Origin of the sequence: Rothia terrae (genome assembly GCF_012396615.1) — a bacterium.
Lineage (GTDB): Bacteria > Actinomycetota > Actinomycetes > Actinomycetales > Micrococcaceae > Rothia > Rothia terrae.
This window is the reverse complement of sequence record NZ_JAAXPV010000006.1, coordinates 60,844-85,619: the sequence shown is the minus strand read 5'-3', so window position 1 is coordinate 85,619 and position 24,776 is coordinate 60,844. Positions and strand designations below refer to the sequence as shown.

The 24,776-nt window shown below is 53.3% G+C and carries 22 protein-coding genes and 1 tRNA gene; 7 read left to right on the top strand and 16 right to left on the bottom strand.

The features are described from left to right. The first annotated feature begins 109 nt into the window (after nucleotides 1-109). From moaA to HF984_RS04775, 5 genes are all read left to right on the top strand, one after another. Complete coding sequence (gene moaA / locus HF984_RS04795; protein WP_168614545.1) at nucleotides 110-1,204, top strand: GTP 3',8-cyclase MoaA; 1,095 nt, start codon at nucleotides 110-112, stop codon at nucleotides 1,202-1,204. Between the two features lies 1 nt (nucleotide 1,205). Next, nucleotides 1,206-1,475, top strand: coding sequence for a MoaD/ThiS family protein (locus HF984_RS04790; protein ID WP_168614544.1), 270 nt, complete (start codon nucleotides 1,206-1,208; stop codon nucleotides 1,473-1,475). Between the two features lie 6 nt (nucleotides 1,476-1,481). Next, nucleotides 1,482-2,072, top strand: coding sequence for an NTP transferase domain-containing protein (mobA, locus tag HF984_RS04785; protein WP_168614543.1), 591 nt, complete (start codon nucleotides 1,482-1,484; stop codon nucleotides 2,070-2,072). Nucleotides 2,073-2,093: 21 nt separating this feature from the next. Then, nucleotides 2,094-3,299: a molybdopterin molybdotransferase MoeA gene (locus HF984_RS04780; protein ID WP_168614542.1), complete on the top strand. Its 1,206-nt coding sequence runs from the start codon at nucleotides 2,094-2,096 to the stop codon at nucleotides 3,297-3,299. Nucleotides 3,300-3,401: 102 nt separating this feature from the next. Then, nucleotides 3,402-4,409, top strand: coding sequence for a LacI family DNA-binding transcriptional regulator (locus tag HF984_RS04775; protein ID WP_168614541.1), 1,008 nt, complete (start codon nucleotides 3,402-3,404; stop codon nucleotides 4,407-4,409). Here the strand turns inward: HF984_RS04775 and HF984_RS04770 are convergent. From HF984_RS04770 to HF984_RS04715, 12 genes are all read right to left on the bottom strand, one after another. Next, a complete protein-coding gene (locus HF984_RS04770) occupies nucleotides 4,406-5,041 on the bottom strand; it encodes a GNAT family N-acetyltransferase (RefSeq protein WP_168614540.1) in 636 nt (211 codons plus the stop codon). The genes HF984_RS04775 and HF984_RS04770 overlap by 4 nt on opposite strands. Nucleotides 5,042-5,165: 124 nt before the next feature. Next, entirely contained in the window at nucleotides 5,166-5,735 is a 570-nt protein-coding gene (locus HF984_RS04765; RefSeq protein WP_168614539.1) for a PTS sugar transporter subunit IIA, read from the bottom strand. A gap of 222 nt (nucleotides 5,736-5,957) precedes the next feature. Further along, the gene (locus HF984_RS04760) at nucleotides 5,958-8,039 is read right to left on the bottom strand and encodes a sucrose-specific PTS transporter subunit IIBC (protein WP_168614538.1); all 2,082 of its coding nucleotides are present in this window, start codon (nucleotides 8,037-8,039) and stop codon (nucleotides 5,958-5,960) included. Nucleotides 8,040-8,223: 184 nt separating this feature from the next. After that, on the bottom strand, nucleotides 8,224-9,729 hold the full coding sequence (locus tag HF984_RS04755) for a glycoside hydrolase family 32 protein (protein ID WP_168614537.1): 1,506 nt from the start codon (nucleotides 9,727-9,729) through the stop codon (nucleotides 8,224-8,226). A gap of 107 nt (nucleotides 9,730-9,836) precedes the next feature. Further along, a complete protein-coding gene (locus tag HF984_RS04750; protein ID WP_168614536.1) occupies nucleotides 9,837-11,339 on the bottom strand; it encodes a glycoside hydrolase family 32 protein in 1,503 nt (500 codons plus the stop codon). Nucleotides 11,340-11,647: 308 nt separating this feature from the next. Beyond that, nucleotides 11,648-12,022 (bottom strand): 50S ribosomal protein L7/L12, encoded by a 375-nt coding sequence (rplL, locus tag HF984_RS04745; protein WP_168614535.1) that lies wholly within the window; start codon nucleotides 12,020-12,022, stop codon nucleotides 11,648-11,650. Between the two features lie 108 nt (nucleotides 12,023-12,130). Further along, entirely contained in the window at nucleotides 12,131-12,667 is a 537-nt protein-coding gene (gene rplJ / locus HF984_RS04740) for a 50S ribosomal protein L10 (protein WP_168614534.1), read from the bottom strand. Nucleotides 12,668-13,290: 623 nt separating this feature from the next. Continuing rightward, nucleotides 13,291-13,986 (bottom strand): 50S ribosomal protein L1, encoded by a 696-nt coding sequence (gene rplA / locus HF984_RS04735; RefSeq protein ID WP_168614533.1) that lies wholly within the window; start codon nucleotides 13,984-13,986, stop codon nucleotides 13,291-13,293. 120 nt (nucleotides 13,987-14,106) lie between these two features. Next, on the bottom strand, nucleotides 14,107-14,535 hold the full coding sequence (gene rplK, locus HF984_RS04730; protein ID WP_168614532.1) for a 50S ribosomal protein L11: 429 nt from the start codon (nucleotides 14,533-14,535) through the stop codon (nucleotides 14,107-14,109). Between the two features lie 267 nt (nucleotides 14,536-14,802). Next, a complete protein-coding gene (gene nusG / locus HF984_RS04725) occupies nucleotides 14,803-15,564 on the bottom strand; it encodes a transcription termination/antitermination protein NusG (RefSeq protein WP_168614531.1) in 762 nt (253 codons plus the stop codon). Nucleotides 15,565-15,698: 134 nt separating this feature from the next. Further along, complete coding sequence (secE, locus tag HF984_RS04720) at nucleotides 15,699-15,965, bottom strand: preprotein translocase subunit SecE (protein ID WP_168614530.1); 267 nt, start codon at nucleotides 15,963-15,965, stop codon at nucleotides 15,699-15,701. 86 nt (nucleotides 15,966-16,051) lie between these two features. Next, a tRNA-Trp gene (locus HF984_RS04715) sits at nucleotides 16,052-16,124 on the bottom strand. A 305-nt stretch (nucleotides 16,125-16,429) separates the two neighbouring features. Here HF984_RS04715 and HF984_RS04710 point away from each other — a divergent pair. Next, nucleotides 16,430-17,632 carry a pyridoxal phosphate-dependent aminotransferase gene (locus tag HF984_RS04710; RefSeq protein WP_168614529.1) on the top strand — a complete coding sequence of 401 codons (1,203 nt, stop codon included), beginning with the start codon at nucleotides 16,430-16,432 and terminating at the stop codon, nucleotides 17,630-17,632. Between the two features lie 79 nt (nucleotides 17,633-17,711). On the opposite strand, the gene HF984_RS04705 is transcribed toward HF984_RS04710, so the two are convergent. Continuing rightward, nucleotides 17,712-18,779 (bottom strand): HAD hydrolase-like protein, encoded by a 1,068-nt coding sequence (locus tag HF984_RS04705; RefSeq protein WP_168614528.1) that lies wholly within the window; start codon nucleotides 18,777-18,779, stop codon nucleotides 17,712-17,714. Nucleotides 18,780-19,152: 373 nt separating this feature from the next. Between HF984_RS04705 and HF984_RS04700 the strand changes: the two genes are divergently transcribed. Further along, the gene (locus HF984_RS04700; protein WP_168614527.1) at nucleotides 19,153-20,181 is read left to right on the top strand and encodes a 6-phosphofructokinase; all 1,029 of its coding nucleotides are present in this window, start codon (nucleotides 19,153-19,155) and stop codon (nucleotides 20,179-20,181) included. Between the two features lie 93 nt (nucleotides 20,182-20,274). Here HF984_RS04700 and ygfZ read toward each other — a convergent pair whose 3' ends face one another. The 3 genes from ygfZ to HF984_RS04685 all read right to left on the bottom strand — a co-directional run bounded on the left by ygfZ (nucleotide 20,275) and on the right by HF984_RS04685 (nucleotide 24,685). After that, nucleotides 20,275-21,414 (bottom strand): CAF17-like 4Fe-4S cluster assembly/insertion protein YgfZ, encoded by a 1,140-nt coding sequence (ygfZ, locus tag HF984_RS04695; RefSeq protein ID WP_168614526.1) that lies wholly within the window; start codon nucleotides 21,412-21,414, stop codon nucleotides 20,275-20,277. Continuing rightward, entirely contained in the window at nucleotides 21,414-22,088 is a 675-nt protein-coding gene (locus tag HF984_RS04690) for a heme-binding beta-barrel domain-containing protein (RefSeq protein ID WP_168614525.1), read from the bottom strand. Before HF984_RS04690 ends, ygfZ begins: the two co-directional genes overlap by 1 nt. Before the next feature lie 137 nt (nucleotides 22,089-22,225). Next, a complete protein-coding gene (locus HF984_RS04685; protein ID WP_247596464.1) occupies nucleotides 22,226-24,685 on the bottom strand; it encodes an MDR family MFS transporter in 2,460 nt (819 codons plus the stop codon). Nucleotides 24,686-24,776: the final 91 nt, after the last annotated feature.

Sequence of the window (24,776 nt, the reverse complement as noted above, 5' to 3'; positions counted from 1 at the left end):
TAAGTAAACTTACGTATAATGACGCGGATGGTATGTTGACTGCAATTCGGCTAGTCTAAATATACCTACCATATGCAAATTTCTTTCTTTCACGTGCAAAGGTGTGTGTATGAACTCATCCCCTCAACACCTCGGTGCAATAGCTATGCCACCGCGCAACCGCCCCAACGCCAAGCAGGGCAGCTCTCAGCTGATTGACCAGTGGGGACGAGTCGCGACAGACCTGCGCATCTCACTCATTGATAAGTGCAATCTACGCTGTACATACTGCATGCCGGCAGAAGGTCTCGACTGGTTGCCTCAGTCCAAGTTGCTCACAGCTGACGAAGTAGTGCGTATTGCTCGCATCGGTATTGGCACTTTCGACGTTGAAGAGATCCGTTTTACCGGCGGCGAGCCCCTGGTTCGCGCTGATTTTCCCACTATTCTGCGCCAGATTCGTCAGGAGTTTCCTGAGGTTCCCCTGTCTGTAACGACTAACGGTCTGGGACTGGAGAAGAAGATTGATGAGCTCATTGATGCTGGTCTAACCCGCCTGAATGTTTCGATGGACACCATCTGCAAAGAAACCTTCGCCAAGCTCACCCGCCGCGACCGTCTTGATGACGTCGTCAAAGGTATCGATTACGCAGCCTCTCGCGGCATCAAACCCATTAAGATCAATGCTGTTCTGATGCCCGGCGTGAACGACCACGAGGCTCCGGAGCTTGTCGATTGGGCCCTAGGACGCGGCTACCAGTTGCGCTTTATTGAGCAGATGCCGTTGGACGCCGACCACCAGTGGGATCGCGATAACTTAATTACCGCTCACGACATTAAAGAGCAGCTCTCTATCAAATACGATTTAACGCCGCATCCGGCACCACGTAAAAGCTCACCGGCGATGCTTTGGGACGTGCGCCCCATGGGTAGTCCCGACGTGCTGGGGCAGGTGGGCATTATTGCCTCGGTGACAGAGCCTTTCTGCGCGGCCTGCACCCGCACCCGCATCACCTCAGATGGTAAGGTGAGAAGTTGCCTCTTCTCGCTGACCGAGACCGATTTGATGGGTGCAATGCGCAGCGGCGCATCCGATGAAGAGGTTGCCGCTATCTGGCAAAATGCTATGTGGAATAAGCCCGCGGCTCACGGTAAGAACAGTGCTGGTTTTGAGGCTGAGGACTTTGTTCAGCCGGAACGCTCGATGAGTGCTATTGGAGGCTAATATGGACGTTCATTTTTTTGCAGCTGCACGTGCTGCCGCAGGAACGGCGCAGACAACGGTTCAGCATCATCAGTTGTCGAGTCCTTCCCTCGGCGCGCTGATCGATGTATTGGGCCGAGATTTTGAAGGCAAGAACACCGGCGCTATGGGACTTGCCGACGTCCTCACGCGATGCTCATTTTTGGTAGACGGTGTGAGCACCACCGACCTTACCACGTCCCTTGAGAACGCGCACCGTGTAGATGTTCTGCCTCCATTCGCTGGAGGATAAATCGCGGTGTCTGGCGTGAATTTTAACGCGATTATTCTTGCCGGTGGACGCTCCTCCCGACTCGGTGGCACCCCAAAGGCTCTACTGTCTGACGGATCAAAAACGTTACTTGCATCCACAATAAAGGCAGTGTCCGATGCCCGTCACACGATTGTGGTTGGCCCAGCTGATTTGCCGGTTTCTGAAAATGTGCTGCTAACGCGTGAAGACCCACCGTTCTCCGGACCGGCAGCAGCGTTGGCGGCAGGTGCTTCGCGCCTCGCATCCTTGGGTTCACCCGCTGAGTGGACGGTTATTCTCAGCGTAGATATGCCCTATATTTCGACGGCTTTCACCGCGCTTGTGGAGGCAACTACCGACGCGGCTCCCGATGTGCTGGGTTTTATGGGTGAAACTGAAGGCATACGTCAGCCCCTTGTCGGCATTTATCGCACTTCTCAGCTAGTTCAGGCGCTGTCTAGCGATATGACGGATTGCTCTGTTCGGTTTGCCCTGCGTCCGCTGTCTCCTGCGATCGTACAGTTGCCCGCCGGGTCAACCGATGATGTTGATACGTGGGAATCCGCCCGAGCCACCGGGTTTGACCGTCAACTTTAGAAGAACGAACAGAAGGCTTTCATGCACCATCCTGCCTCTATCGACTGGGATTCAGCGCGTGCCGCTCTCTTCGAGATTGCCCGCGCGCGCCTTTCACCCGCGGTTATGACGCTCACGGTTCACGATGCCATTGGGTATGTGCTTGGGCGCGATGTTTTATCGCCGATGCCGGTGCCTCACTATGATTCTTCAGCAATGGACGGTTACGCAGTTGCTGGTCGCTCACCGTGGACGCTGAAAATCCCTGATTATCCTGATGACAGCACCCAGAATATTCACAAGCTCACCGTTGCGCTGGCAGCCGGAGAGGCCACCCCCATCTTCACGGGCGGGCTGATTCCTGAGGGTTGTGAGAGCATTGTACGCAGTGAGCACGCCAGACTAGAACAGCAGGATGCTGCTACCCTGCTTTTCTCGGAGCATGGCGAGCCAGCTGCTGGAAAAGATATTCGCCGAGCTGGCGAAGAGCTGGATCGCGGTGCTTTGCTTGCCCGCTCAGGCACCAGCGTCACGCCGCGGTTAGCAGCCGCTTTAGCTGTGGGCGGCATTGATGAGGTCGACGTCTATGAGCCGGTGGGTGTAGCTGTTGCCTTTAGCGGTAATGAGATCATTACCTCTGGCGTGCCGGGGCCGGGCGAAGTGCGCGATGCCTTTATGGGCGCTGTCCAACCGATGGTAAGCACCCTCGGCGCCCAAGTTGTTCAGTCTCGTCGCCTCCCCGATGAGGCACAAGCGTTCACCTCGTGGCTTCAAACAACCGACGCGCCGGTGCTCATGGTCACCGGCGGCTCCAGCACCTCAGGCGTTGATATGGTGCGCGATACTCTGGCAGAAATTGGAGCCACCTATGTCTTTGAGTCGGTTTCGGTACGTCCGGGACACCCCGCCCTGGCGGCACTCCTGCCGGGCAACCGCATCCTGCTAGGGCTGCCGGGCAACCCGCTTGCCGCCTATACCTCGCTGTATTCGTATCTTCCAGCGCTACTCGATGGTGCTTGCCAAAGAGAGTTAAGAACACTACCGACAGCCCCACTGGCACGTGATGCGCAGGCAGGACGCGGCGGCACCGCCCTTATTTTGCCGTGCGCTCTGAACTCTGGCGAATTAACTCCCCTCGAACACCGGAAATCACACATGCTCACAGCTTTCGCTAGCGCCGATGCGCTCGCCGTAGTACCTGCATCCGGGTCGAGCGCAGGTGAGCTAGTAGGCTACATCCGATTGTAAGTTCTGCCGAAACCTGACACTTTATAGCCTGCTTTCCGAAGCTCGGGTGAGGCTTACCACCGCATATAATGGCTGAGTTAGTTTTCGATGCAGAAAGTAGCCATGGTTAATCCAACATTAGAAGACGTTGCGGCTATCGCTGGCGTATCGCCCACCACCGTCTCACGCGTGCTGAACAACCGCGGCTATTTGAGCGAGAAAACTAAGCAGAAAGTTTTCGCAGCGATGCAGGAGTTGGACTACCGCCCCAACGCTATCGCGCGTTCTTTGCAGAACAAGAAAACCAAAATCGTTGCTTTGATTTTCCCGACAGTCGCGCATCCTTTTTACGGGGCGATGGCAACGTACCTTGAAGAGCGGCTATCCGATCGCGGGTACAGGGTGATTTTATGCAATAGCCAAGATCATCCCGAGCGCGAACGCGACTACATTGATATGTTGCTTTCGCATCACGTCGATGGTGTTATTACCGGCGCTCATTCCGATGCTATCGCCAACTACCCCACCTTGCGTTCTGCTCTGGTGACGATTGATCGCGAGCAGAGCCAGCGCTATCCCAATATTCGGTGCGATAACTACGGCGGGGCACGCAAGGCTACCTCGGCTCTTATTGATGCGGGGGCGCGCCATATTGTGCACATTACCTCTACACGGTCTGATACGAATCAGCGTCAGCGAGGCTACCTAGATGTCATGCAGGAGAACAATCTCGAACCTCGTATTTTAGAGGTGGGTTTCGCGTCTGAGAGCGCTGCCAAAAATAGGGCAATTACCGATTACCTTGACCAGCACCCCGAGGTAGATGCTGTGTTTGGTTCGAACGATACGTACGCAGCCTACGCGCTGAACTGGGCTCAAGTACAGGAGAAAAAAGTTCCGCAGGACTTCCAAGTAGTAGGCTTCGACGGCACTCAGGCTATTCACTCGTTACTTCCGCACCTTGCTACCGTTGTTCAGCCCATTGAAGATATGGCTGAAAGGGCAGTAGAGCGACTCGTAGAAGCAATGGAGTCCTCAACTCCGCACGAGGTCATGGCCGATGAATCCCGCCTCGAAAACGATGTTTTCCCGACCGTCTTTCGGCCGGGAACCACAGTACGACTGCCCTAACGCTTACCCCGGTTTTTGTCGATAGCCGACACCGGCGAGGGACGCCACATCCCCAACACAGCGTTGCTCAGCTTGCCGAAACCGCCCATCTCAATAAAACCGTGGCGCCGATACAGCGCCGCCGCGTCATAATTTGATGCTTCAAGGTAGGCAGGATACTCCCCTAGCTGCTGACAACGATATTCGAGCAGAGCTCCGCCTACTCCTTTACCTCGGTCGCTCCCGTGCACTCCTACACAGTACAGGTACCAGTGGGTAAAGACCGGACGCGCGCGCAACAGCCCCACTTCAACCAGTGCAGCTCGTGCAAGGCCCAGCTTGAGCGCTTTAGCATAACCGCGCACCGAGTGAAGATCTTTCATGAGATCATTTTTACGTTGGGGAGATTCCCACAGAGCCGCCCCCAGCACAGTACCCTGATCATCCACGGCTACGTCAATAATGCCGTACTCTTCCTGAGCAAAATGATGCTCAATCTGAAAAGTGAAGAGAGCTCGCGAACGACGAATTCTCATCTGTCCGCCTAAAGCCCGGCTCATCACCGGATCCTTTTTAAAGGCATCCACCAGCGCCTCGACAGCCCCCGGTAGATCGGCCTTAGTTGCTTGGCGAATAATTATCTGCTCGCTCATCTATTCTCTTTTCGCGTGGTTTTTGTGGGGAAGGGGAATATACGTCAAAAGATTTTAATATACCGATGAATACAGAAAAGCAGGACGCTCCGAGAACGTCCTGCTTTATTCGAAAAATTTTGTATTATGCGCTCGCGTCGATGGAGAATGTCACGAGATCAGCACCGTGAACGGTCTGGCTACCGGTGCTCACGCCATCAGCCAGTGATGTTCCTGTGACCAATCGACGGTGGTTGGTTGCTACCAAAGGAGTGGTCACCTCATAGCCGGCACGCTTAATCTGATCTACGTCGAATTCTACAAGAAGGTCACCGCGCTTGACGATATCACCCTTAGCAACCTTTATATCGAAATGCTGACCGTCAAGTTCAACGGTGTCGAAACCAATGTGAATTAGTAGCTCAAGACCTTCGTCGGTGCGGATACCTACAGCGTGACCGGTGGGGAAAGCTACCGTCAGTACACCGTCAGCGGGTGCATACAGCTTTCCTTCGCTGGGTTCAATCGCCACGCCGGGGCCGAGAGCGCCGGTTGAGAAGGTGGGATCTGAAACCTCAGAAAGCTCGCGGACTGTACCGGTCAAGTGAGCGCCAAGAGTAACAATCTCGCCACCCGATTGAACGGGAGGTTGCTCAGTTGCGGTAGGGGCGGTGTCTTCTTTGCCACCGAAAAGTTTTGAGAAAAAGCCAGCCATAGGGGCCTCCTTGATGCTTCATTGAGTATTACGCGTCGTCAACAAAAAATAATAAGTCGGATGCGTGTTATCACGATTTTAGCATTCCGGTAACTTCTGATTTTGGTGCTTTGTTGGGTTACACCGCTTTTCCAGTTTTCGAAAAGTTTTTCTCTCGGTAGACAAAAAGTGCTGGCATACGCTGGTGAGTATGCCAGCACTTTTTGCGTGAAAATAAGGTTGTTACTTCTTAGTAACGCTCAAGAAGTCACTACCAGCTACTACGTTACCGTTGTGAGCAACGCCCGCGGTGAGGGATGAACCCTGCACAGCTTTCTTCGCGTTGGTAATCACCAACGGAGTTGCCAGCGGATAGCCTTCGGCAGCAATTGCCTGGGGGTCGAATTCAACCAGGACGTCACCACGCTTAACTGTATCGCCCTTAGCAACCTTGAGATCAAAATGCTTGCCATCGAGTTCAACGGTGTCGAAGCCAATGTGCATGAGCAAATCGAGTCCGGTTTCGGTACGCATACCTACTGCGTGGCCGGTGGGGAACGCCACGGTAACCTTGCCATCTGCAGGAGCGTAGAGCTTGCCTTCGGTAGGTTCAATAGCGGCGCCGGGGCCAAGAGCACCGGATGCAAAGGTGGGGTCTGAAACCTGTGAGAGTTCCAGAGCCTTACCGTTAAGGTGGGCGCCGAGTTCTACGACCTCACCTGAAGTCGCGGACGCTACGCCAGTAACACCGGTTGCAGCGGCGGCGGTGGCCACACCAGCGCCTGCGGTTGCACCGTTTTCAGTGGTTGCGCGTTCTGAACTAGCTGCTTCGGTATGAGCGGCAACAGAGCCGCCAGCAGGAGTGTGAGCCGGTGCCGCGTTGAGAGCCGCAACTTCAGCATCCTTCTCAGATGCCTGACCGGCGAACTTACGCTTACCCATAATGAAGCTGACGATAAATGACAGCAAAGTGGTGATGATCAGAGCGATGAAGAAGCCGCCCCAGCCCCAGCCAGCGTTAGGAATGATGGAGAGGAAGCCCAGGTAACCAGCAGCACCGGGGGCGCTTGCCTTAATACCGAACAGAGCAACCAAAAGACCACCTACAGCTGCCGCGCCCATTGCCACGAAGAAAGGCCAGCGCAGGCGCAGGTTTACACCGAAGATTGCAGGTTCGGTAATACCCAAGAAAGCTGAAGGAGCTGATGCACCCGCAACACCCTTAAGCTTCTTGTCCTTGGTGGTCAAGAAGACTGCCAAAGCAGCTGCACCCTGTGCGACGTTAGCCATAGAAGCAATTGCGAAGATGAAAGAGCCACCCTGGGTAAAGAGCTGAAGCTCAATAGCGGGGAATGACTGGTGCAAACCGGTGATAACAATCGGTGAGTAGAACAGACCAAAGATCAGACCGCCCAAAGGTCCTGCAGTGTTGTACAACCAGTTGATGCCGTCGCCCAGCATAGTACCGAGCTTGAACATGGGAGGACCAACCAGCAGGAAGGTCAAGAAGCCGGTAATCAGCAGGGTAAGAGTGGGAGTGAAAATAAAGTCTACAACGCCCTTGAGTACCTTGTGGAAGAACTTCTCAAGGTGCGAAAGGATGAATGCCACCAAAATGATGGGGAGCACGGTGCCCTGGTAACCTGCCTGCTGAACCTGCAGACCAAAGACGTCCCAGTAGGTCATGGTGCCGTCCTGCAAAGCAGCAGCTACGCCGTAACCGTTAACCAGTGCCGGCGACACCATAGCAGCTGCCATGGTCATGCCCAGGTAGGGGTTACCGCCGAACACCTTGGTTGCTGAATAGCCCACCAAAACGGGCAAGAAAGCAAACGGCGCTGCTGAAATCAGGTTAACAATCTCAGAGAAACCGGTCCATGCAGGGTACATTTCAACCAGTGACTGGGGGCCAAAGAGATCTTTAGCAACCAGCACATTGTTGATAGCCATCAAGAGACCGCCACCAACCAGCACCGGAATCAGGGGCAGGAAGATGTCGGAGATGACCTTGATAAAACGGGTCAGAATGTTGCCCTTTGAGGCAGCAACTGACTTCAGCTCATCTTTGCTGACCTGCTTCATGCCGCGGGCAGCCATCACCTTGTAGACCTCGTCGACATCGCCGGGACCGACAATAATCTGGAACTGGCCCGAGTTGTTGAAGGTACCCTTCAAATCATCGTCATCATCCAGACCAGCCTGATTGATCAGGCCTTCGTCTTTGAGGACGAGGCGCAGACGGGTTGCACAGTGCGCACCAGCCTGAATGTTATCGAGCCCGCCGACGTTCGTCAGAACGCGCTCTGCCACGGATTTATGATCCATGTCTTCTCCTCTGTACAGTGCATTTTGCCGATTCCTGTTGCAACAAGAGAAGGCAAGGTTAGTGATGCAGGTTCAGCATCAAATATGCTAATCGTTTGACACTCTAGCACGTGGTTGCCGTCACGTATCAAAGTGAGGCAGATTATTACCGCAGAATTTATGCCAGATTCTGAACTTATTTTCGCTACTTCTGCAGTGCGGCAAACTTCAGGTCGCTGACCTGCGAAGACGCATCCTGGGAAAATTCGTTCGTGAATTTTAGCGTGCGGGAATCATCGTTGAAGTAGCAACGCGCGGTGAAAGTAGTCTCTCCCCCATCGATAAAGATTTCTACAACCGATGAGTCAACGATGAGGTCAAAGGTACGCTCAGCTTTCGCAGAAAGATCAGCTGTGCGAGTCTTGCCAGCAGCCAGGTAACGATTACCGGAGCGGTCCATAACCACCGACTTCTCAGCAAAGGTCACGTACATGGTCTTACCCGCCTGATCATGCAACTCCAGGCTCACGGGACCGTTAGAAACATCAACAGTGCCGCTGACTCTAAATACTCGCTGATCTTTGATCGCGGCAACTTCACCGTCGATGAATTCAGTAGCGTTCAGCGTCAATTCATCGTTAATTTGATCAGCAGGACGCTGCACAATGCGTCCATTCGTCAGAGTAAAGATGCGCGGAAGAGTCAGGCAGTGCAACCAGTGGTTCTCCCAGCTGGGATGCATATCTTGATCAGACAAACCGCACCACGCGCCGATAGTAATTTCACCGTTTTCGCCCTCAATGTTGTAAAAAGGCTGCGGTGCATAAAACTCAAAACCGGCATCGAGCTCAATGAACTCTGAATCCAGCGTGAAGTGCGTGCCGTTCAGCTCGCCCACTACGTAGCCGCACTGATAAAGGTTGGTAAAGTGATTACCCGTCGCGTCCATGCCCTGGGGACTGAAAATCAAAACGTCGCGTACCTGGCCGGTAGCGGTATCGGTCATGCGGGCGACAGCCGGGCACTCCCACATGTAGCCCATGTGTTGCTCGAAGGGCTTGTCAAACGTAATTTCACCGTCAAAAGTCCAATTACGACGATCATCCGATGAATACTTGAGAATCGCACCGGTCAAATCATCGTGCTGAGCACCTAACAAGGCATAGTATTTGCCGTCTTCTTCCCAAACTTTGGGATCGCGAAAATGCGCGGTGTACCCTTCAGGCTGAGACATAATCAGCGGGTTAACATCGTGCTGTTTGACGAAGGTTTCGCACTCGTCATCTGAAGTCACTAGACACTGGTATGACGATCGAACTTCGTTCTCGTCTTTCACATTTCCGGTGTAGTAGAACTCGTAGGTGCCATCGGGCGCAATAAATGCCGACCCCGAGTAGCAACCTCGCTTGTCATACCAGTCAACGGGATCAATAGCGCTTTTATCATCTTGCCAGTGCAACAAATCAGTGCTGGTTGCGTGACGCCAGAACACCTGATGCTCAGGATGCGTAGGCGCATACTGATAGAAGGCGTGGTAGATACCTTTGTCGTAGAACAAACCGTTAGGATCATTCAAACGCCCCACAGGAGGCGCAAGATGAAGCACCGGATAATCGGGGTCATTAATAACGGTTTCATGCCAGGTGCGGTATTCATGCTCTGCATTTGCATACAGCTGTGCCGGGTTTGCGTGGGGTGTGCGATCTACCATCAATCGGTCTTTCAGTAGGAAGTGTCAAACGTTTGTCTCATCAAACACATTCCCAGAATACCGAAAATTGCCCCGTGGCAGTGACCCGGCACATAGTCAAAGACTGGTTAATCTTCCAAATACGCGACGCTCAGATTTTCTACCGAAGGTACTCCGCCCTGTTCGGGAGGACGCACAAAGACAGCCTGCGGTGCGCCATCTAGATAGATGCGGGCCGAGAAAACCTCAGCTCCGGCGTCCACAAACATTTCAAGAGCAGAGCCGTCAAAGAGAATCTCAAACTGACGCGAGTTGCTGGGAGTCAGCATCCGGCGGCGAATAGGGCCGCCCGCTTGATAGCGAGCGAATCCGCGGTCGAGAGCCGCGAAGTCCTGCCCGAAAGTCATAACCACAGGCTCGCCTTTTTCGTCACGGAGCCCCAGCTGCACGTTGTGCTCCCCCACGTTGAGGGTGCCTTTGAGGCGGAACTGGCGGCGACCACGAACATCAGCCAGAATTCCGTCCTCGCTCATCTGTGCTGCCTGCAGGGGCAAGACCTCATCGAGCTGTTTGACCGGACACTGAAAAAGTTTTCCGTTGTGAAGCTCGAGTTCGCGTGGGTAAGTAAGCATATGAACCCAACGGTTTTCCCAGCTGGGATGATCGTCTTCTTCAGCATTACCAAACCAGCCCATCAGCACGGGAGCATCATGCTCTTCATCCGCGGCGTGAACAGTTTGCGGAGCGTAGAACTCAAAACCGGCGTCGATCTCGGTAAAAGGTTGCTCAATGTCGAATTTCAGGCCATCAAGCTTCCCTACCACATAACCGCACTGATAGATGTTGTTGTACTTATCGCCATCGGGTTGCATACCCTGCGGGCAGAAAATAAAGATATCTTTTTCTACACCGGTAGCAGTGTCAGTGATGGTCAAGAAAATAGGGCATTCAATCATGTAGCTCATATCGCCGATTGAAGTGTCCGAAAATTCGATTTCTCCCTCAAACGTCCACTCGCGTCGATCCGAGGACGAGTAGCACACCACAGCGCCAGTATTATTAGTGCGCTGCGCACCCAAAAAGGCGTAGTAGATGCCGTTGCGCTCTACAAGGTGGGGGTCTCGGTAATGAGCGGTGTACCCCTCTGGCTGGTCAAAAATCAGCGGGTTGTTTTCTTCGCGCTCAAAAGTTTTACCTTTGTCATTTGAGGTAAACATCGACTGATAGGCACTACGGTTGTTCATCTCATCTTTGACGTTACCGGTGTAGAAAAACTCGTAAGATCCGTCGGGGGCCACAAAACCCGAGCCAGAATAGCATCCCGACTTGTCATACCAGCTAATCGGTGCAATCGCCGTTTTCTGATCGCTCCAGTTGGTGAGGTCAGTACTGACAGCATGACGCCAGAAGACAGCGCGGGTAGGGTGCAACGGCGAGTACTGGTAAAAAGCGTGGTAAACGCCGTCATCATAAATAAGACCGTTGGGATCGTTGAGACGCCCTACAGGCGGAGCCAGATGGAGTTTAGGATACTCCGGGTCAGCACTCACGGTTTCAACATAGTCGGTGTAAACCTGCTCTGAATCCAGAAGTAGCTGATCGGCGTCAGGACGCGGCGCGTAGATGCTCAAGTGGTGTCAATCCTTCAATATGTCAATCGTTTGTCATATTCGTGCAAGAGTCAATACTCTACTCGTTCAACGCTCACCTCTCAACGTGATAAGTCGCTCTTATAAGCAGGGTGATAACCTTCAAAGATCTCTCGCATTGAGGGTCTGACTAGGCAATATACTTCGTTTAATGCAAAATGCTATCAAGCACTGTACCCATGTGTGCGAGTTTGGGCTATACCACAGTTAAAAGCCGCAGGGCGGCACCACCGTAAGGTGATACCGCCCTGTGCGTAAGAACAGCGAAAACGCTACGAAAAGTAATGGAATTACTTGAGGGTGATGGTTGCGCCTGCGCCCTCGAGCTGTTCCTTTGCCTTTTCTGCGTCTTCCTTTGAAGCGCCTTCGAGGATAGCCTTGGGAGCTGAGTCAACGAGGTCCTTAGCTTCCTTGAGGCCGAGTGAGGTAAGTGCGCGAACTTCCTTAATCACTGCGATCTTCTTGTCGCCTGCTGATTCGAGGATTACGTCGAATTCGTCCTTCTCTTCAGCTGCTGCTTCGCCGCCAGCTGCGCCTGCAACTGCAACGGGAGCTGCTGCGGTTACGTCGAATTCTTCTTCAAATGCCTTAACGAATTCTGAAACCTCTACGAGTGAGAGTTCCTTGAATGCTTCAATGAGTTCTTCGATGGAAAGCTTAGCCATTGTTAGGCTCCTTCTTTATCAGGTGTAGGTAATGTACCTACATGTGAAAAATCTTTGGGTTTGCTCGAGCATCGTGCCGAGCGAAGCTGAAAAATCAGCGGATCAGAATTACTCTGCGTCCTCTGCGGGTGCTTCTTCTGCTGCTGCAGGTGCTGCACCTTCGGTTTCTTCGAGCTTGATGCGCAGTGCATCCACGGTGCGTGCAATCTTGGAGAGTGCACCCTTTGCGCCGCCTGCAACCTTTGCCAGCAGAACCTCGCGTGATTCGAGGCTTGCGAAGCGGTCAACGCCTGCCTGATCGAGAGCTTCACCTTCGTAGTAACCGCTCTTGATAATCAGCTGGGGGTTTTCCTTGGCGAAGTCACGCAGTGCCTTTGCAGCGTCAATGAATTCACCGTTGATGAATGCAATTGCGCTAGGACCTGCAAGCTGACCTTCGAATGCGTCGATGCCAGCTTCCTTTGCTGCGATACCAGCAAGGGTGTTCTTCACCACGGCATATTCAGTCTCTGCGCCCAGTGCGCGGCGAAGCTCCTTGAGCTTTGCTACTGAGAGACCACGATACTCAGTGAGGACTACTGCGTTTGAGCTTGCGAAGCGTTCCTTCAGCTCAACAACCGCAGCTGCCTTTTCTGCTGTCGCCATAGTATTCCTTCCGTTCTTGGTCGCTGGCCGAGTTCTTTTGAGCCTTTCGGCAATAAAAAAACCCCGGCGCGTAAGCGACGAGGTAGAACACAATAGTAGTTTCGGTTTCTAAAAACCGTTTGTGTTTGTCCATCACCTACGCGGGCGGTTCTTTCGAACTCTTCTCTGCCAAACTTCTGATGAAGAAGGCATAGACCAGCGGTCTTTGGTTCTTCTATCAAACCACAGAAAGGGCGAGCCGACAAGCTGGAATGCTCACTTTCATCGTTTAAGCGCGGTTAATCACTTAAATGTGGCGGAGTTACGATGCTGGCGTCTGTGGATGAGGCTCGCTGCCAGTCCGAAGAAACCTAAAAATAGAACGGCTATCGAAAGCCGTTGAAGTACATTCGCTGAGTGCTACCCGCGGAAAGTACAGCAAGCGGCAAACAATCCTTCTCGCCTGATTCGCTTCGCTCATGAGGCGATTCATGCCAGACCCACCAGTTCGCCGCTTACTGTACTTGCCTTCGAACGTACGCACATCCCCAAAACCTCAGACTGTTTCAGTAATAAAAATCCGGCGCCCTCCCCTACAGGAAAGACGCCGGATTTTTATAAAAGCTCTAATCTACAAAGGTAGATTATGCTGCAACCTCTGAGGGGTCCACGGGAATGCCGGGGCCGAAGGTGGTAGCAACGGTAGCCTTTGAGATGTAGCGACCCTTTGATGATGAGGGCTTGAGGCGGTTGATTTCCTCAAGTGCTGCTTCAAAGTTCTCAACAAGCTGTGCTTCTGAGAATGATGCCTTACCAATGATGAAGTGCAGGTTTGAGTTACGGTCAACGCGGAAGTCGATCTTACCGCCCTTGATATCGTTAACTGCCTTGGTAACGTCCATGGTGACGGTACCGGTCTTGGGGTTCGGCATGAGGTTACGAGGACCAAGAACCTTACCCAAACGACCAACCTTACCCATCAGGTTGGGGGTTGCAACTGCTGCGTCGAAGTCAACCCAGCCGCCAGCAATCTTAGCGATCAGTTCGTCTGAACCAACGAAATCTGCGCCTGCTGCCTCTGCTTCAGCTGCCTTATCGCCTTCAGCAATAACTACGACGCGAGCGGTCTTACCGGTGCCGTTAGGCAGGTTTACAGTACCGCGAACCATCTGGTCAGCCTTACGGGGGTCAACTGAAAGACGAAGAGCCACCTCAACGGTTGCGTCGGTCTTAGTTGAAGAGGTTTCTTTCGCAAGAGCAATTGCTTCTGCAGGGGTGTAGAACTTACCCTCTTCAATTTTGGCTACAGCTGCCTTGTACGCCTTGCTGCGCTTTGCCATCTGCTTATCTCCTTATGCAGTTGTGGTCATTATGAGCCGCGCGGGCCCTGCCACATGCTCACACTCATGTAGGTGTAAGCGCTTAAAAATTTTCAAGTGTAGCTTGCGCTACGGGAGGCCTTACTTAACCTCGATACCCATTGAACGAGCGGTGCCTGCAATGATCTTTGCAGCTGCATCGATGTCGTTCGCGTTGAGGTCGGGCATCTTGGTTTCAGCGATTTCGCGAACCTGTGCCTCGGTGATTGAACCAACCTTGTTGGTGTGGGGCACACCTGAACCCTTAGCAACGCCAGCAGCCTTCTTGATGAGGCCTGACGCCGGAGGGGTCTTGGTGATGAAGGTGAATGAACGGTCTTCGTAAACGGTGATTTCAACCGGAACGATGTTGCCGCGCATGTGTTCAGTTGCAGCGTTGTAAGCCTTGGTGAACTCCATGATGTTCACGCCGTGCTGACCCAATGCGGGACCAACGGGAGGAGCCGGGTTAGCAGCGCCTGCCTGAATCTGCAGCTTAATGAGGCCTGAGACCTTCTTCTTGGGAGCCAATGTAGCGTCCTTTTCTTAGCTGTGGAACCAACGCACAGGAGCGTGACGTTGGCGGTTGGCAACCGTGGCGCGGTTGCCCTGCATGAGTCCGCTAAGCGTGAGCGAACACATGCAACTAACTATCATAGTGGTTTTAAGGTTTTAAAACCAATGAAAGCTGAATTCCTCCGGTGTTCTTTTCTTCACACCAACTATCCGAGTAACCGCCCTTACCACTACAAAAGCCCCACTCCCTGAACAGGGAGTGGGGCTTTCGCATCAAAAGTTTTACATCTTGGTGACCTGGTTGAAGTTCAGGGTCACGGGGGTCTCGCGCTCGAAGACAGAAATAAGAACAACCATTGAGGATGATTCGGGCTTGATTTCTGAAATGGTCGCGGGCATACCCTCGAACGGGCCTTCCTTGACGGTGACAGCCTCGCCAACTTCCCAGCCGGTCTCGTACTGGGGTGCAGCCGCAGGTGCCTCGCCTGCGTCGGCCTGCTCGGTTTCGAAGACAGGAGCCAACATGTCAACAACCTCATCCAAGCGCAAGGGCACAGGGTTGTAAGCGTCCTGGCCCACGAAGCCGGTCACACCGGGAGTGTGGCGGACAACACCCCAGGTCTCATCGGTCAGGTTCATGCGAACCAAAACATAACCGGGGATGCGCACACGACGAACGAGCTTCTTGGAAGTGTTCTTAACTTCCATGACCTCTTCCATCGGAACCTGAATCTCGAAGATGTCTTCTTCGGCGTTGAAGGTCTGAGCGCGGGTTTCAAGGTTAGTCTTCACGCGGTTCTCGTAGCCAGCGTAGGTGTGAATGACGAACCATTCACCTTCCTGGCGACGCAACTTGGACTTGAATTCTTCCATCGGATCCACTGCAGGCGCATCTTCAGTTTCTTCCGCTACCTGAGCAGCAGCTACCTCAACAGCCTCAGCGGGCTCTTCGGCGCCGGTTGGCTCCGCGTCGATTTCTTCGGTGTGCTGAGAAGAAGTCTCTACAACTTCTTCGGTTTCGGGTGAAAGTTCCTGGTCGGACACTTTTGCCTGCTTTCCGTGATACTGAAAGAACCTCGCGTTACACACAAAATGTAACGAAGGTTCTTAGTTCGTTCAGTTAAGTCTAAATCTCTAAACTCAAGTCTAAATTATTTCGGTAACTTAAGCACTCAACGCTAAGCGCCAGGCATATCTCCGTTACCGAAAATCCAGAATGCTGCCTGACCAAAGAGGTAGTCAAGACCAAAGATGAGGAGCATCATGAAAACCACAAATACCAGAACAACAGCTACATAGTTAGCCAGTTCTTTTTTAGTGGGAGTAGTAACTTTTTTGAGTTCTGCGATGATTTCGCGGAAGAACTGCAAAATGCGACCAAAGAATCCACGACGCTTGTCAGTTTCGGGTGTGCGTCCGGCAGAAGCAACAACAGACTTAGCCATAGATGCGACGCCCCTTTCGTTGATTCATGAGCGGATATCGCGCCAGATGAACCGCTTGAAAAAATAATATAACTGAGGCTTGGAAGCAGGGCGGACAGGACTCGAACCTGCAACCTGCGGTTTTGGAGACCGCTGCTCTACCAATTGAGCCACCGCCCTTTGAAGTACTAATTACTTCTAGGGTTTATGTCTTGATACAGGACATAAAACAGTTGTCCGGTTGCGAACAACAGGTACAACTCTAAGGGATAAAAAAATATTTTGCAATTCAGCTGGTCTCAGCGTTCTGCGCCGCACACCCTATTGCGCCCCTGCGGCCCGCCAAAACACAGTTGATTATGTCTCACTGCGGTATTTCACCGCGACAATACACGCTCCGCTCCGCGCGCATCATTATGCTTTTAACCACGGACATTACTGTTATCGCACCGCTAGAAACGTGCACCACGGAAAGAGAGCGTCCCATGTCATCACGAATTTCACGCCGGATTGCGGCGATTGCTCCGAGTGCGACCTTGGCTGTCGACTCCAAAGCTAAGGCTCTAAAAGCAGAAGGACGCCCGGTTATTGGCTTCGGCGCGGGTGAACCTGACTTTCCCACTCCCGACTACATTGTCGAAGCAGCAGCTAAAGCCGTTCGTGACCCCAAAAATCACCGCTACACAGCCGCCGCTGGTTTGCCCGAGCTCAAGAAGGCAATCGCTGAGAAGACCAAGCGTGATTCAGGCATCGACATTGATCCTGCTCAGGTGATTGTTACTAACGGCGGCAAGCAGGCAGTCTACGAAGCTTTTGCAACCGTCATTGATGAGGGCGACGATGTGTTGCTGCCCGCTCCTTACTGGACGACCTACCCCGAGGCAATCCGCCTAGCCGGTGGTAACCCCATTGAAGTTTTTGCCGGATCTGAGCTTGAGTACAAGGTCACCCCCGAGATGCTCGAGGAAGCCTACACCGAAAAGACGAAAGCACTCATTTTTGTTTCTCCGTCTAACCCCACCGGCGCTGTTTACACTCCCGAAGAAACCAAAGCTATCGGTGAGTGGGCATTGGCTAAGGGCATCTTTGTTCTCACCGACGAAATCTACGAGCACCTCACCTACTACGGTGTTCCCTTCACTTCCATTGTTAAAGCCGTTCCCGAATTGGCTGAGAACACCGTCATCCTCAATGGCGTAGCAAAGACTTACGCTATGACAGGCTGGCGGGTGGGCTGGCTGATTGGCCCCACCGACGTTGTCAAAGCAGCAACCAACCTGCAGTCGCACCTGAGCTCCAACGTCAACAACGTAGCTCAGATTGCAGCGCTCACCGCAGTTTCAGGTTCACTGGATGCCGTCAACAAGATGCACGAAGCATTTGATCGCCGCCGCAAGACCATCGTCGAAGCTCTCAACGCTATCGAGGGTGTCCACTGCCCCACTCCTAAGGGAGCCTTCTACGTGTATGCGGATGTGCGTGAGCTACTGGGTAAGGAAATCGCGGGCAAGACCCCGAAGACCTCAGCTGAGCTTGCCGAAATCATTTTGACCGAAGCAGAAGTTGCTGTGGTTCCAGGCGAAGCATTTGGGCCCTCAGGCTACCTGCGTCTTTCATACGCACTCGGCGATGACGACCTCGCAGAAGGCGTAGGACGCATCCAGAAGCTCTTGGCAACCGCCAAGTAAACTGTTTCTTTCCAAACAATAGCCTCTTGCCACTTTGTGCTGGCAAGAGGCTATTTTGTTCCTTATCCATGGATAAGGTCTATGCGAAAAGCTCAGGCAGATTCTTGAGATCCGATAGAACAGTGCTGCGAGAGCTGAAGTCATCAGCTTCAAAAAGACCGGTGGTTACCGCAACAAAGTTGAACCCGGCATCCAATGCCGCTTGCTCGTCTGTCAGTGCGTCGCCAACATAGGTAATCTCGGTTTTCCCTAACGCCTTCAAAAGTTTGGACGCTCTGCCAAAGACGCGAGAATCAGGCTTATGGAAGTCAGTAAGATCAGCTCCCTGCACCAGCAAAAGGCGATCCATCGGGTATCCGTGGCGTGTCAACTCAGCGACCGCTCGTTCCGTCACTGTAGATGTAATGATTCCCACCGCAATACCGCGATCCAGCAGTTCGTTCACCGCGTCCAATGCACCGTCGATAGGCTTTTTAGGAAAACGCTCATTGCTAGCTTTATTGGCCTCAAGACGTTCCTCGGGTGTTCCCAGTCCGCCATAGAGCAGGGCGATCATTTCTTCGAACGGTTTACCCCAGTGCTCGGTGAGTTCTTCGTCCGTCAGGTCGATACCGAAAGAATCCTTAGCAACAAACCGATGGTGCTCCCACTTGACCTCACGCGTTAAAAACAGGGTATCGTCCAAGTCAAAAAGCACAGCACGACGCGGGTTAGCAGCACCGGTCACCACAGACTTTTTGGCGAGGTCAGCAAGAATCAACTGCCCGGCAGATGAAACCTGCTCTGCCTCTGCGGCGCCCACCCACCGCAGCTCTTCAATTTCTTCGGACGCCTGCGGAGACCCCTCAAGGACGGCCGCAAAAGCGTGAAGATTGACCTGTTTACCTTCGCGCTTACCGTGGGCTTGACCGGTAAACACGCCGAGCTCGACCGCGGATTCTTCAACTAGCTTCGTTGCCAGCTCCTCCTGAACCTCTCGCTCTAAAGCCTGCTCAGCGGTTTCGTCAGTCTCGATTTTACCGCCGGGCACGTAAAACGTGTCCTTGCCATAGCTACGAGCCACCAAAAGCTTGCCATCACGTACTGTCACCAATGCTGATTTTTGGATGGGGTCATTGAGAGCATAGGTGGGACGGTCATTCGACATGATTTACCTGCTTTGCGTGACATGCTGAGAATGGTCAACATCATCTCAACTCGATATTAGGGCTCGCCTCATCGTAGCGACTGTCGGCATCGAATCCATACATTCTTGCCACAATGCTGAAGTATTACGCTAACCCCACTGCTTCCCCGCGGTTTGTTTAGGTAAAAATACACCTAATGCAGAGTGAAAGTTCATACTCAACAACCACTCCCACAGCTACCCACATAACAACAGATTTACTACAATAGAAACCAACTGGCATTGGTGTTTACAGTCGTCGCACAAGATGAAAACTCGTGCAAAAAGATTACAAACACACATCACGGTGCCAACATCAACCATTTCCACCTGGAAAATTTTAGGAGATCCTCCCATGAAGATCGGTCTGCTCACCTCCGGCGGCGACTGCCCCGGCCTCAACGCTGTTATTCGCGGTGCTGTACTCAACGGCATCAAAACATACGACTACGAATTCGTAGGCTTCCGCGACGGCTGGCGCGGTGTTGTAGAGGGCGATTACATGGATCTCCCCCGTACCAAGGTTCGCGGTCTGGCACGCCAAGGTGGCACCATCCTCGGCACCTCACGCACTAACCCCTTCGATGGCAACGGTGGCCCCGAGAACATCGAAATCATGCTTGAAAAGAACGGCATCGATGCAATCGTAGCTATCGGTGGTGAAGGCACCCTCGCTGGTGCAAAGCGCCTGGCTGACGCGGGTCTTCCCGTTGTTGGTGTTCCCAAGACCATCGATAACGATCTTCAGGCAACCGACTACACCTTCGGTTTCGACACCGCTGTTTCCATCGCAACCGACGCAATGGACCGCATCCGCACCACCGGCGAATCACACCACCGTTGCATGGTCGCAGAGGTTATGGGCCGCCACGTAGGCTGGATTGCTCTGCACTCAGGTATGTCAGCAGGTGCTCACGCTGTGCTGATTCCCGAGCAGAAGGTCTCCATGGAACAGGTTTCACAGTGGGTCAAAGAAGTACACGACCGCGGCCGCTCACCGCTCGTTGTTGTTGCTGAGGGCTTCATTCCCGAAGGTTTCGAAGAAGTAATGCACGACAAGGGCGTAGAGAAGGACGGTCGTCCCCGCCTCGGTGGCATCGGCGAATACGTCACCCACGAAATCGAACGCATCACCGGCATCGAAACCCGTAACACCACCCTGGGTCACATCCAGCGCGGTGGCGCCCCCACCGGTTTTGACCGCGTGCTTGCAACCCGCCTGGGCATGGGCGTTGTCGACATGATCCATGACAAGGAATGGGGCAAGATGGTTGCTCTGCAGGGCACCGATATCAAGCGTGTTGACTTCTCAGAGGCACTCGACGGTCTTAAGACCGTTCCCCAGCACCGCTGGGAGGAGGCTAAGGTTCTCTTCGGCCGCTAAGCCAAGGCTCTTTTAGGAAGTTATAGAAAAGCGTCCGCACTCGGTAGTGAGTGCGGACGCTTTTCTTTTGCAGTTTAGAGGGCTGTTAGGCTCCTAGCGGAGGAAGTCTCCCATATTTCGACGTCCGACAACCTGACCGGCGTCGGGTGCAACAATCACCATCTGTGAGGCTGCGTAGTCGACAGTAGGTGCGTTCTCCTCACCGTCATCAGCTAACGATTCTTCACTAACAATCAACTGCGCCTTAGGATCTACGTTTCGCTTAATAACTGCAAGCGCGATTGGTCCTGCCTCGTGGTGCAAGGCTACCGAGGTGACGCGTCCGACCTTCTTGGTTCCCGCATACACCACTGAACCTACCGGAGGCTGTGTATGCTCCGTGCCGTCGAGGTCCAGAAAGACCAGACGGCGCGGCGGGTGACCCAGGTTGTGCACGCGTGCCACGGTTTCCTGACCTTTATAGCACCCCTTATTGAGGTGGACAGCGGTGCGCATGAGGTCGAGCTCGTGAGGAATTGTTTTCTCATCGACTTCGTAAGCTGCGCGAGGACGCCATGCCTCTACGCGTAGTGCTTCTGCAGCCCACGTACCGGCTAGTTCGCAGCTCTCCCCCAGAGCCTCAAGGTGCTCAGCGGGAAGAATATACAGATACCAGTTGCGTTCCGTTCCAGGGTGATTGTCGGTTGCAGCATAGCTGAAGCCACCGGTGACGATGCCAGGCCAAGGGTCGCACCAGGTTACTGCGTCCTTCAAAGTATCGGGTGCAGCATCAAGCTGGGCCATGTTCTGAGTTGATCCCACTACCGCGTACTCTGCTGTGCGGTTTTCAATCTCAACGCGCAGCATGAACTTCATGCTGTTCAAAAAATCAGTGAGCGGCTGAGCCTGGTCGCGTTCGACAATTAGCCACACGGTGTCGTGAGCTTCAACGGCGTGAGCGTAAAACTCAATGCGCCCCTGAACCGACATCAAAAGCAACTCACTGCCCCGAGCAACATCGGGAGAAGTCATGACCTGGGATGACAAGGTGGTCAACCATCTCGCTCGGTCAGCACCGGTGACTGTTACAACACCCAGATGAGAAAAATCAACGATAACGGGCTGATCGGTAGCGCGTGCCAAACGGCGCTGTTCACGCATTGGATCGCCATAGTGTGCCGCGACACCAGCGTCCGCTCCCGTTGCAGAGAACGTGCCGTATCGCTGCATCAAAGGGCTGACGTAATCACTCATTATTTGTCGTTGCTTTCTTCGCTCTCATCCAGTGAGCCGAACATGGTAGTACCCAGCGATTCACCGCTCATGCTGGAGGTCTTGCGCAGTTCTGCGGATGCGTGCTTCTCGAGCTTCTTGGTCTCGGGATTGGCGGTTTCCCAGTCCCACATGAGGTTGCCGTTTACAAGACCCCACAGGCGAACAGATCCCGCGTATTCTTTAGAGATTTCATCGCGCATGAGGTTACCGGTCTGCATACGCACAACGGGGCCATTAACCATGCCCACGTAATTTTCGCTGATGCCGCCGGGGTGGCTGATGGTTGCCATGATGTTGAAGCCGTCGTCAGCGTTGCGCAGCTTTTCGACGGATTCTGCGTCTGCAAACTCGGGGACGATATCTGCCGCTACCAGACCGGGGCCAACGTCGCCGTCTTTTTGTTCGCGGTCAATTTGCCAAAAACCTGTCTCGACAGAAATAGGACGCAATTTGTTGCCGTCATCGTCAAGCAAGAAAGACTCCGCGCGGTATTCGATGAAGGGCAAACCGTCTTGAGTAAAGGTAATGATCTGACCGAAAGGAGTCTGCTCCTCGCCTTTGTACCAGAGGGAACCGGTACCTTCCCAGGTGCCAAGCATCCAAGAAAGCGGTACGAGTTCGGGTGAAAGATTTGAAGGAATTTCAATAGCCATGTCTCTAGTCTATTACGACGCTCTAGGCTGGCACAGAGAGTTATCCCTGCGGTGAACAGGCCTCACAACGTTTCTCTCAGGATGCGAAAAAGCGGCCAGAACCGCCTGGGGCTCTGGCCGCTTGTGTCGAAAAGTTGTTACTTCTTGCTTGATTTAATCAAGGCAATAGTTGCAACAATCATCGACATTGTAGAGGTGGCAAGCGCAATCATGCTTTCCGTTGAAATGCGCTGCGCCGGTGCCGAGTGATCAGCAGAAGGTACAACGCGCACGTTATACACCGGTTGCTCTGCTGGTTCTTCTGCGGTCGCACGGCTGTCGTGAGCGCGCACGGCCTCACGGTCTGCAATTTCCGGCGCGGGCGCTACTACAGCTGCAACGGGAGCCGCATCCGAGTAGGTGAAATCGCGGGATGCTGAAGGCTTAGATTCAACCTTGTCTTCGGTCTTTGCAGGATCTTCCATACCTCCTGCAACGATCGCCTGCGCCGCGGTACCGGGAGCAACCGTCTCGGCAACGATGACGTTACTTGAGGTCACTGCCTCGGGTTCGCGGTTATCGGCATGATGCTTATCGGCGGCTTCCTGCAGTGCTGATGAGTTACGCAGCGGCGGAACCTTGAAGAACAGCGACAGGATGAACGCGACCAAAATCGCGACAAAGCCTACCCAGTACACCGTTACAGCTGACTCGGTGAAACCGCGCATGAACGGGCGAGTCAAACGTGAGTCTGCACCATCGAGGTATGAAGTATCCGACGTTGATGCAGAATCATCGGAATTTTCGCTGTCAGAATCAGCGTTGTTAGAAATTTCCTCTGAGATCTGAGGAGCGATCTGATCAACCCAGTAGGCGCGCTGATCGTCATTAGCCCAGTCAACAGTCAAGGTACCGTTTGAAACAGTTGCATGAGCCTGTTCAGCGGCAGCGCTCAGCGCGTGCTCTTCAGCTGCACCCTGATTTTCAGCAACCTGCTGGTCAATGATGCCCTGCGCAGCCTCTGCCGGAATCTCACCGGAGTCCACGCGTCCTTGAACCGCAGCGGTTACCTGATCACGCACAGCCTGATCAGCGGCAGCCTTTGCCTGGTTAGCTCCACCATCAAGCTGGGTCTGAATATTGCTTTTAACAGGATCAACAATCTTGTTCCACATCTGATCCATGATGCCGGCATTCTCAGGAGCTGAAGCCACAGCCGGATTGGTCGCAGCATCCAACGCCGAACGAAGATCATCTTCATTGCTCATAGCGCTCATGATGTTATTGGGCATAGCGGTGAACAAAACTGACAACAGAACCGCGGTACCCATGGTGCCGCCAATCTGACGGAAGAAAGTAGCAGCTGAGGTCGCAACACCCATATCGCGCGGTTGCACAGCGTTCTGAGTTGCCAAAGTCAATGACTGCATCAGCTGACCCATACCTGAACCAATGATGAACATACCGATCATCAAGAACCACAGGGGGCGATCAACGGTCAAGAAGGTTAAGTAGTAATAACCGGCAGTAACCAACAAGGTACCGATGATCGGGAAGATGCGGTACTTACCGGTCTTAGACACAATCTGACCGGAAACAATCGATGAGAGCATAATGCCCGCCATCATCGGTAGCGTTGCCAAACCTGATTCAGTAGGAGTCAAGCCCACAACAATCTGCAAGTACAGCGGAATAGTCATCATCGCGCCGAACATCGCAAAGCCCACCAAGAAGCCTAGGATGGTTGACATCGAGAAAGTACCGTTACCAAAGAGGTGAAGCGGAATAATCGCATCCTGCCCCATCTTGGATTCAACAATCAAGAAAGCAATCAGGCCAAGACCGGAGACAACATAGGAGGCGATTGATGCGGTAGAGCCCCAGCCCCACTCGCGTCCCTGCTCAGCAACCAGCAAGAGGGGAACGAGAGCAACAATAACGAACGTTGCACCCCACCAGTCGATGCGCGGCTTAGCGGCATTATTGCCGAATGAAGGCAGGTGCAGGAACTTCCAGACCATACCGAGCGCGATAATACCGATCGGCACGTTCACCAGGAAAACCCAGCGCCAGCCGGTCACCCAGAGAAGGCTGTCAGCACCGGCGAAAACACCGCCGATGAGCGGGCCCAGCACTGATGAAATACCGAAGACAGCCAGGAAGTAACCCTGGTATTTTGCACGTTCACGAGGAGCGAGCATATCGCCCATAATCGCCATAGGAAGCGACATGAGAGCGCCTGCGCCGATGCCCTGGAAAGCTCGGAAAGCCGCCAGCATCATCATCGATGTAGAGAATGATGAAAGCAAAGAGCCCAGAATGAAAACGCCAATACCGAAAAGGTACAGAGGGCGGCGACCGAAGATATCGGAAAGCTTGCCGTAAATCGGCGTTGAGATCGTAGAAGTGATCATGTAGGCGGTGGTTACCCACGCCTGCTGCTCTAGACCGTGAAGATCATCGCCAATGGTGCGGATTGCGGTGGAGACGATGGTTTGGTCGAGAGATGACAGAAACATGCCGGCCATGAGGCCAACGATGACAAGCGTAATCTGGCGCTGTGTCATCACCGGTTGTGCGGATGCTGTTGAAGCACGCTCCGCGGGGGCTACTGACATTTAAACCTTCACTTTGAAGTAGGTGAAAAACTATTTAAGACTCACCAATACTAAATGCACTTCTGCAACTTTTGCACTACTGCAAGATAAT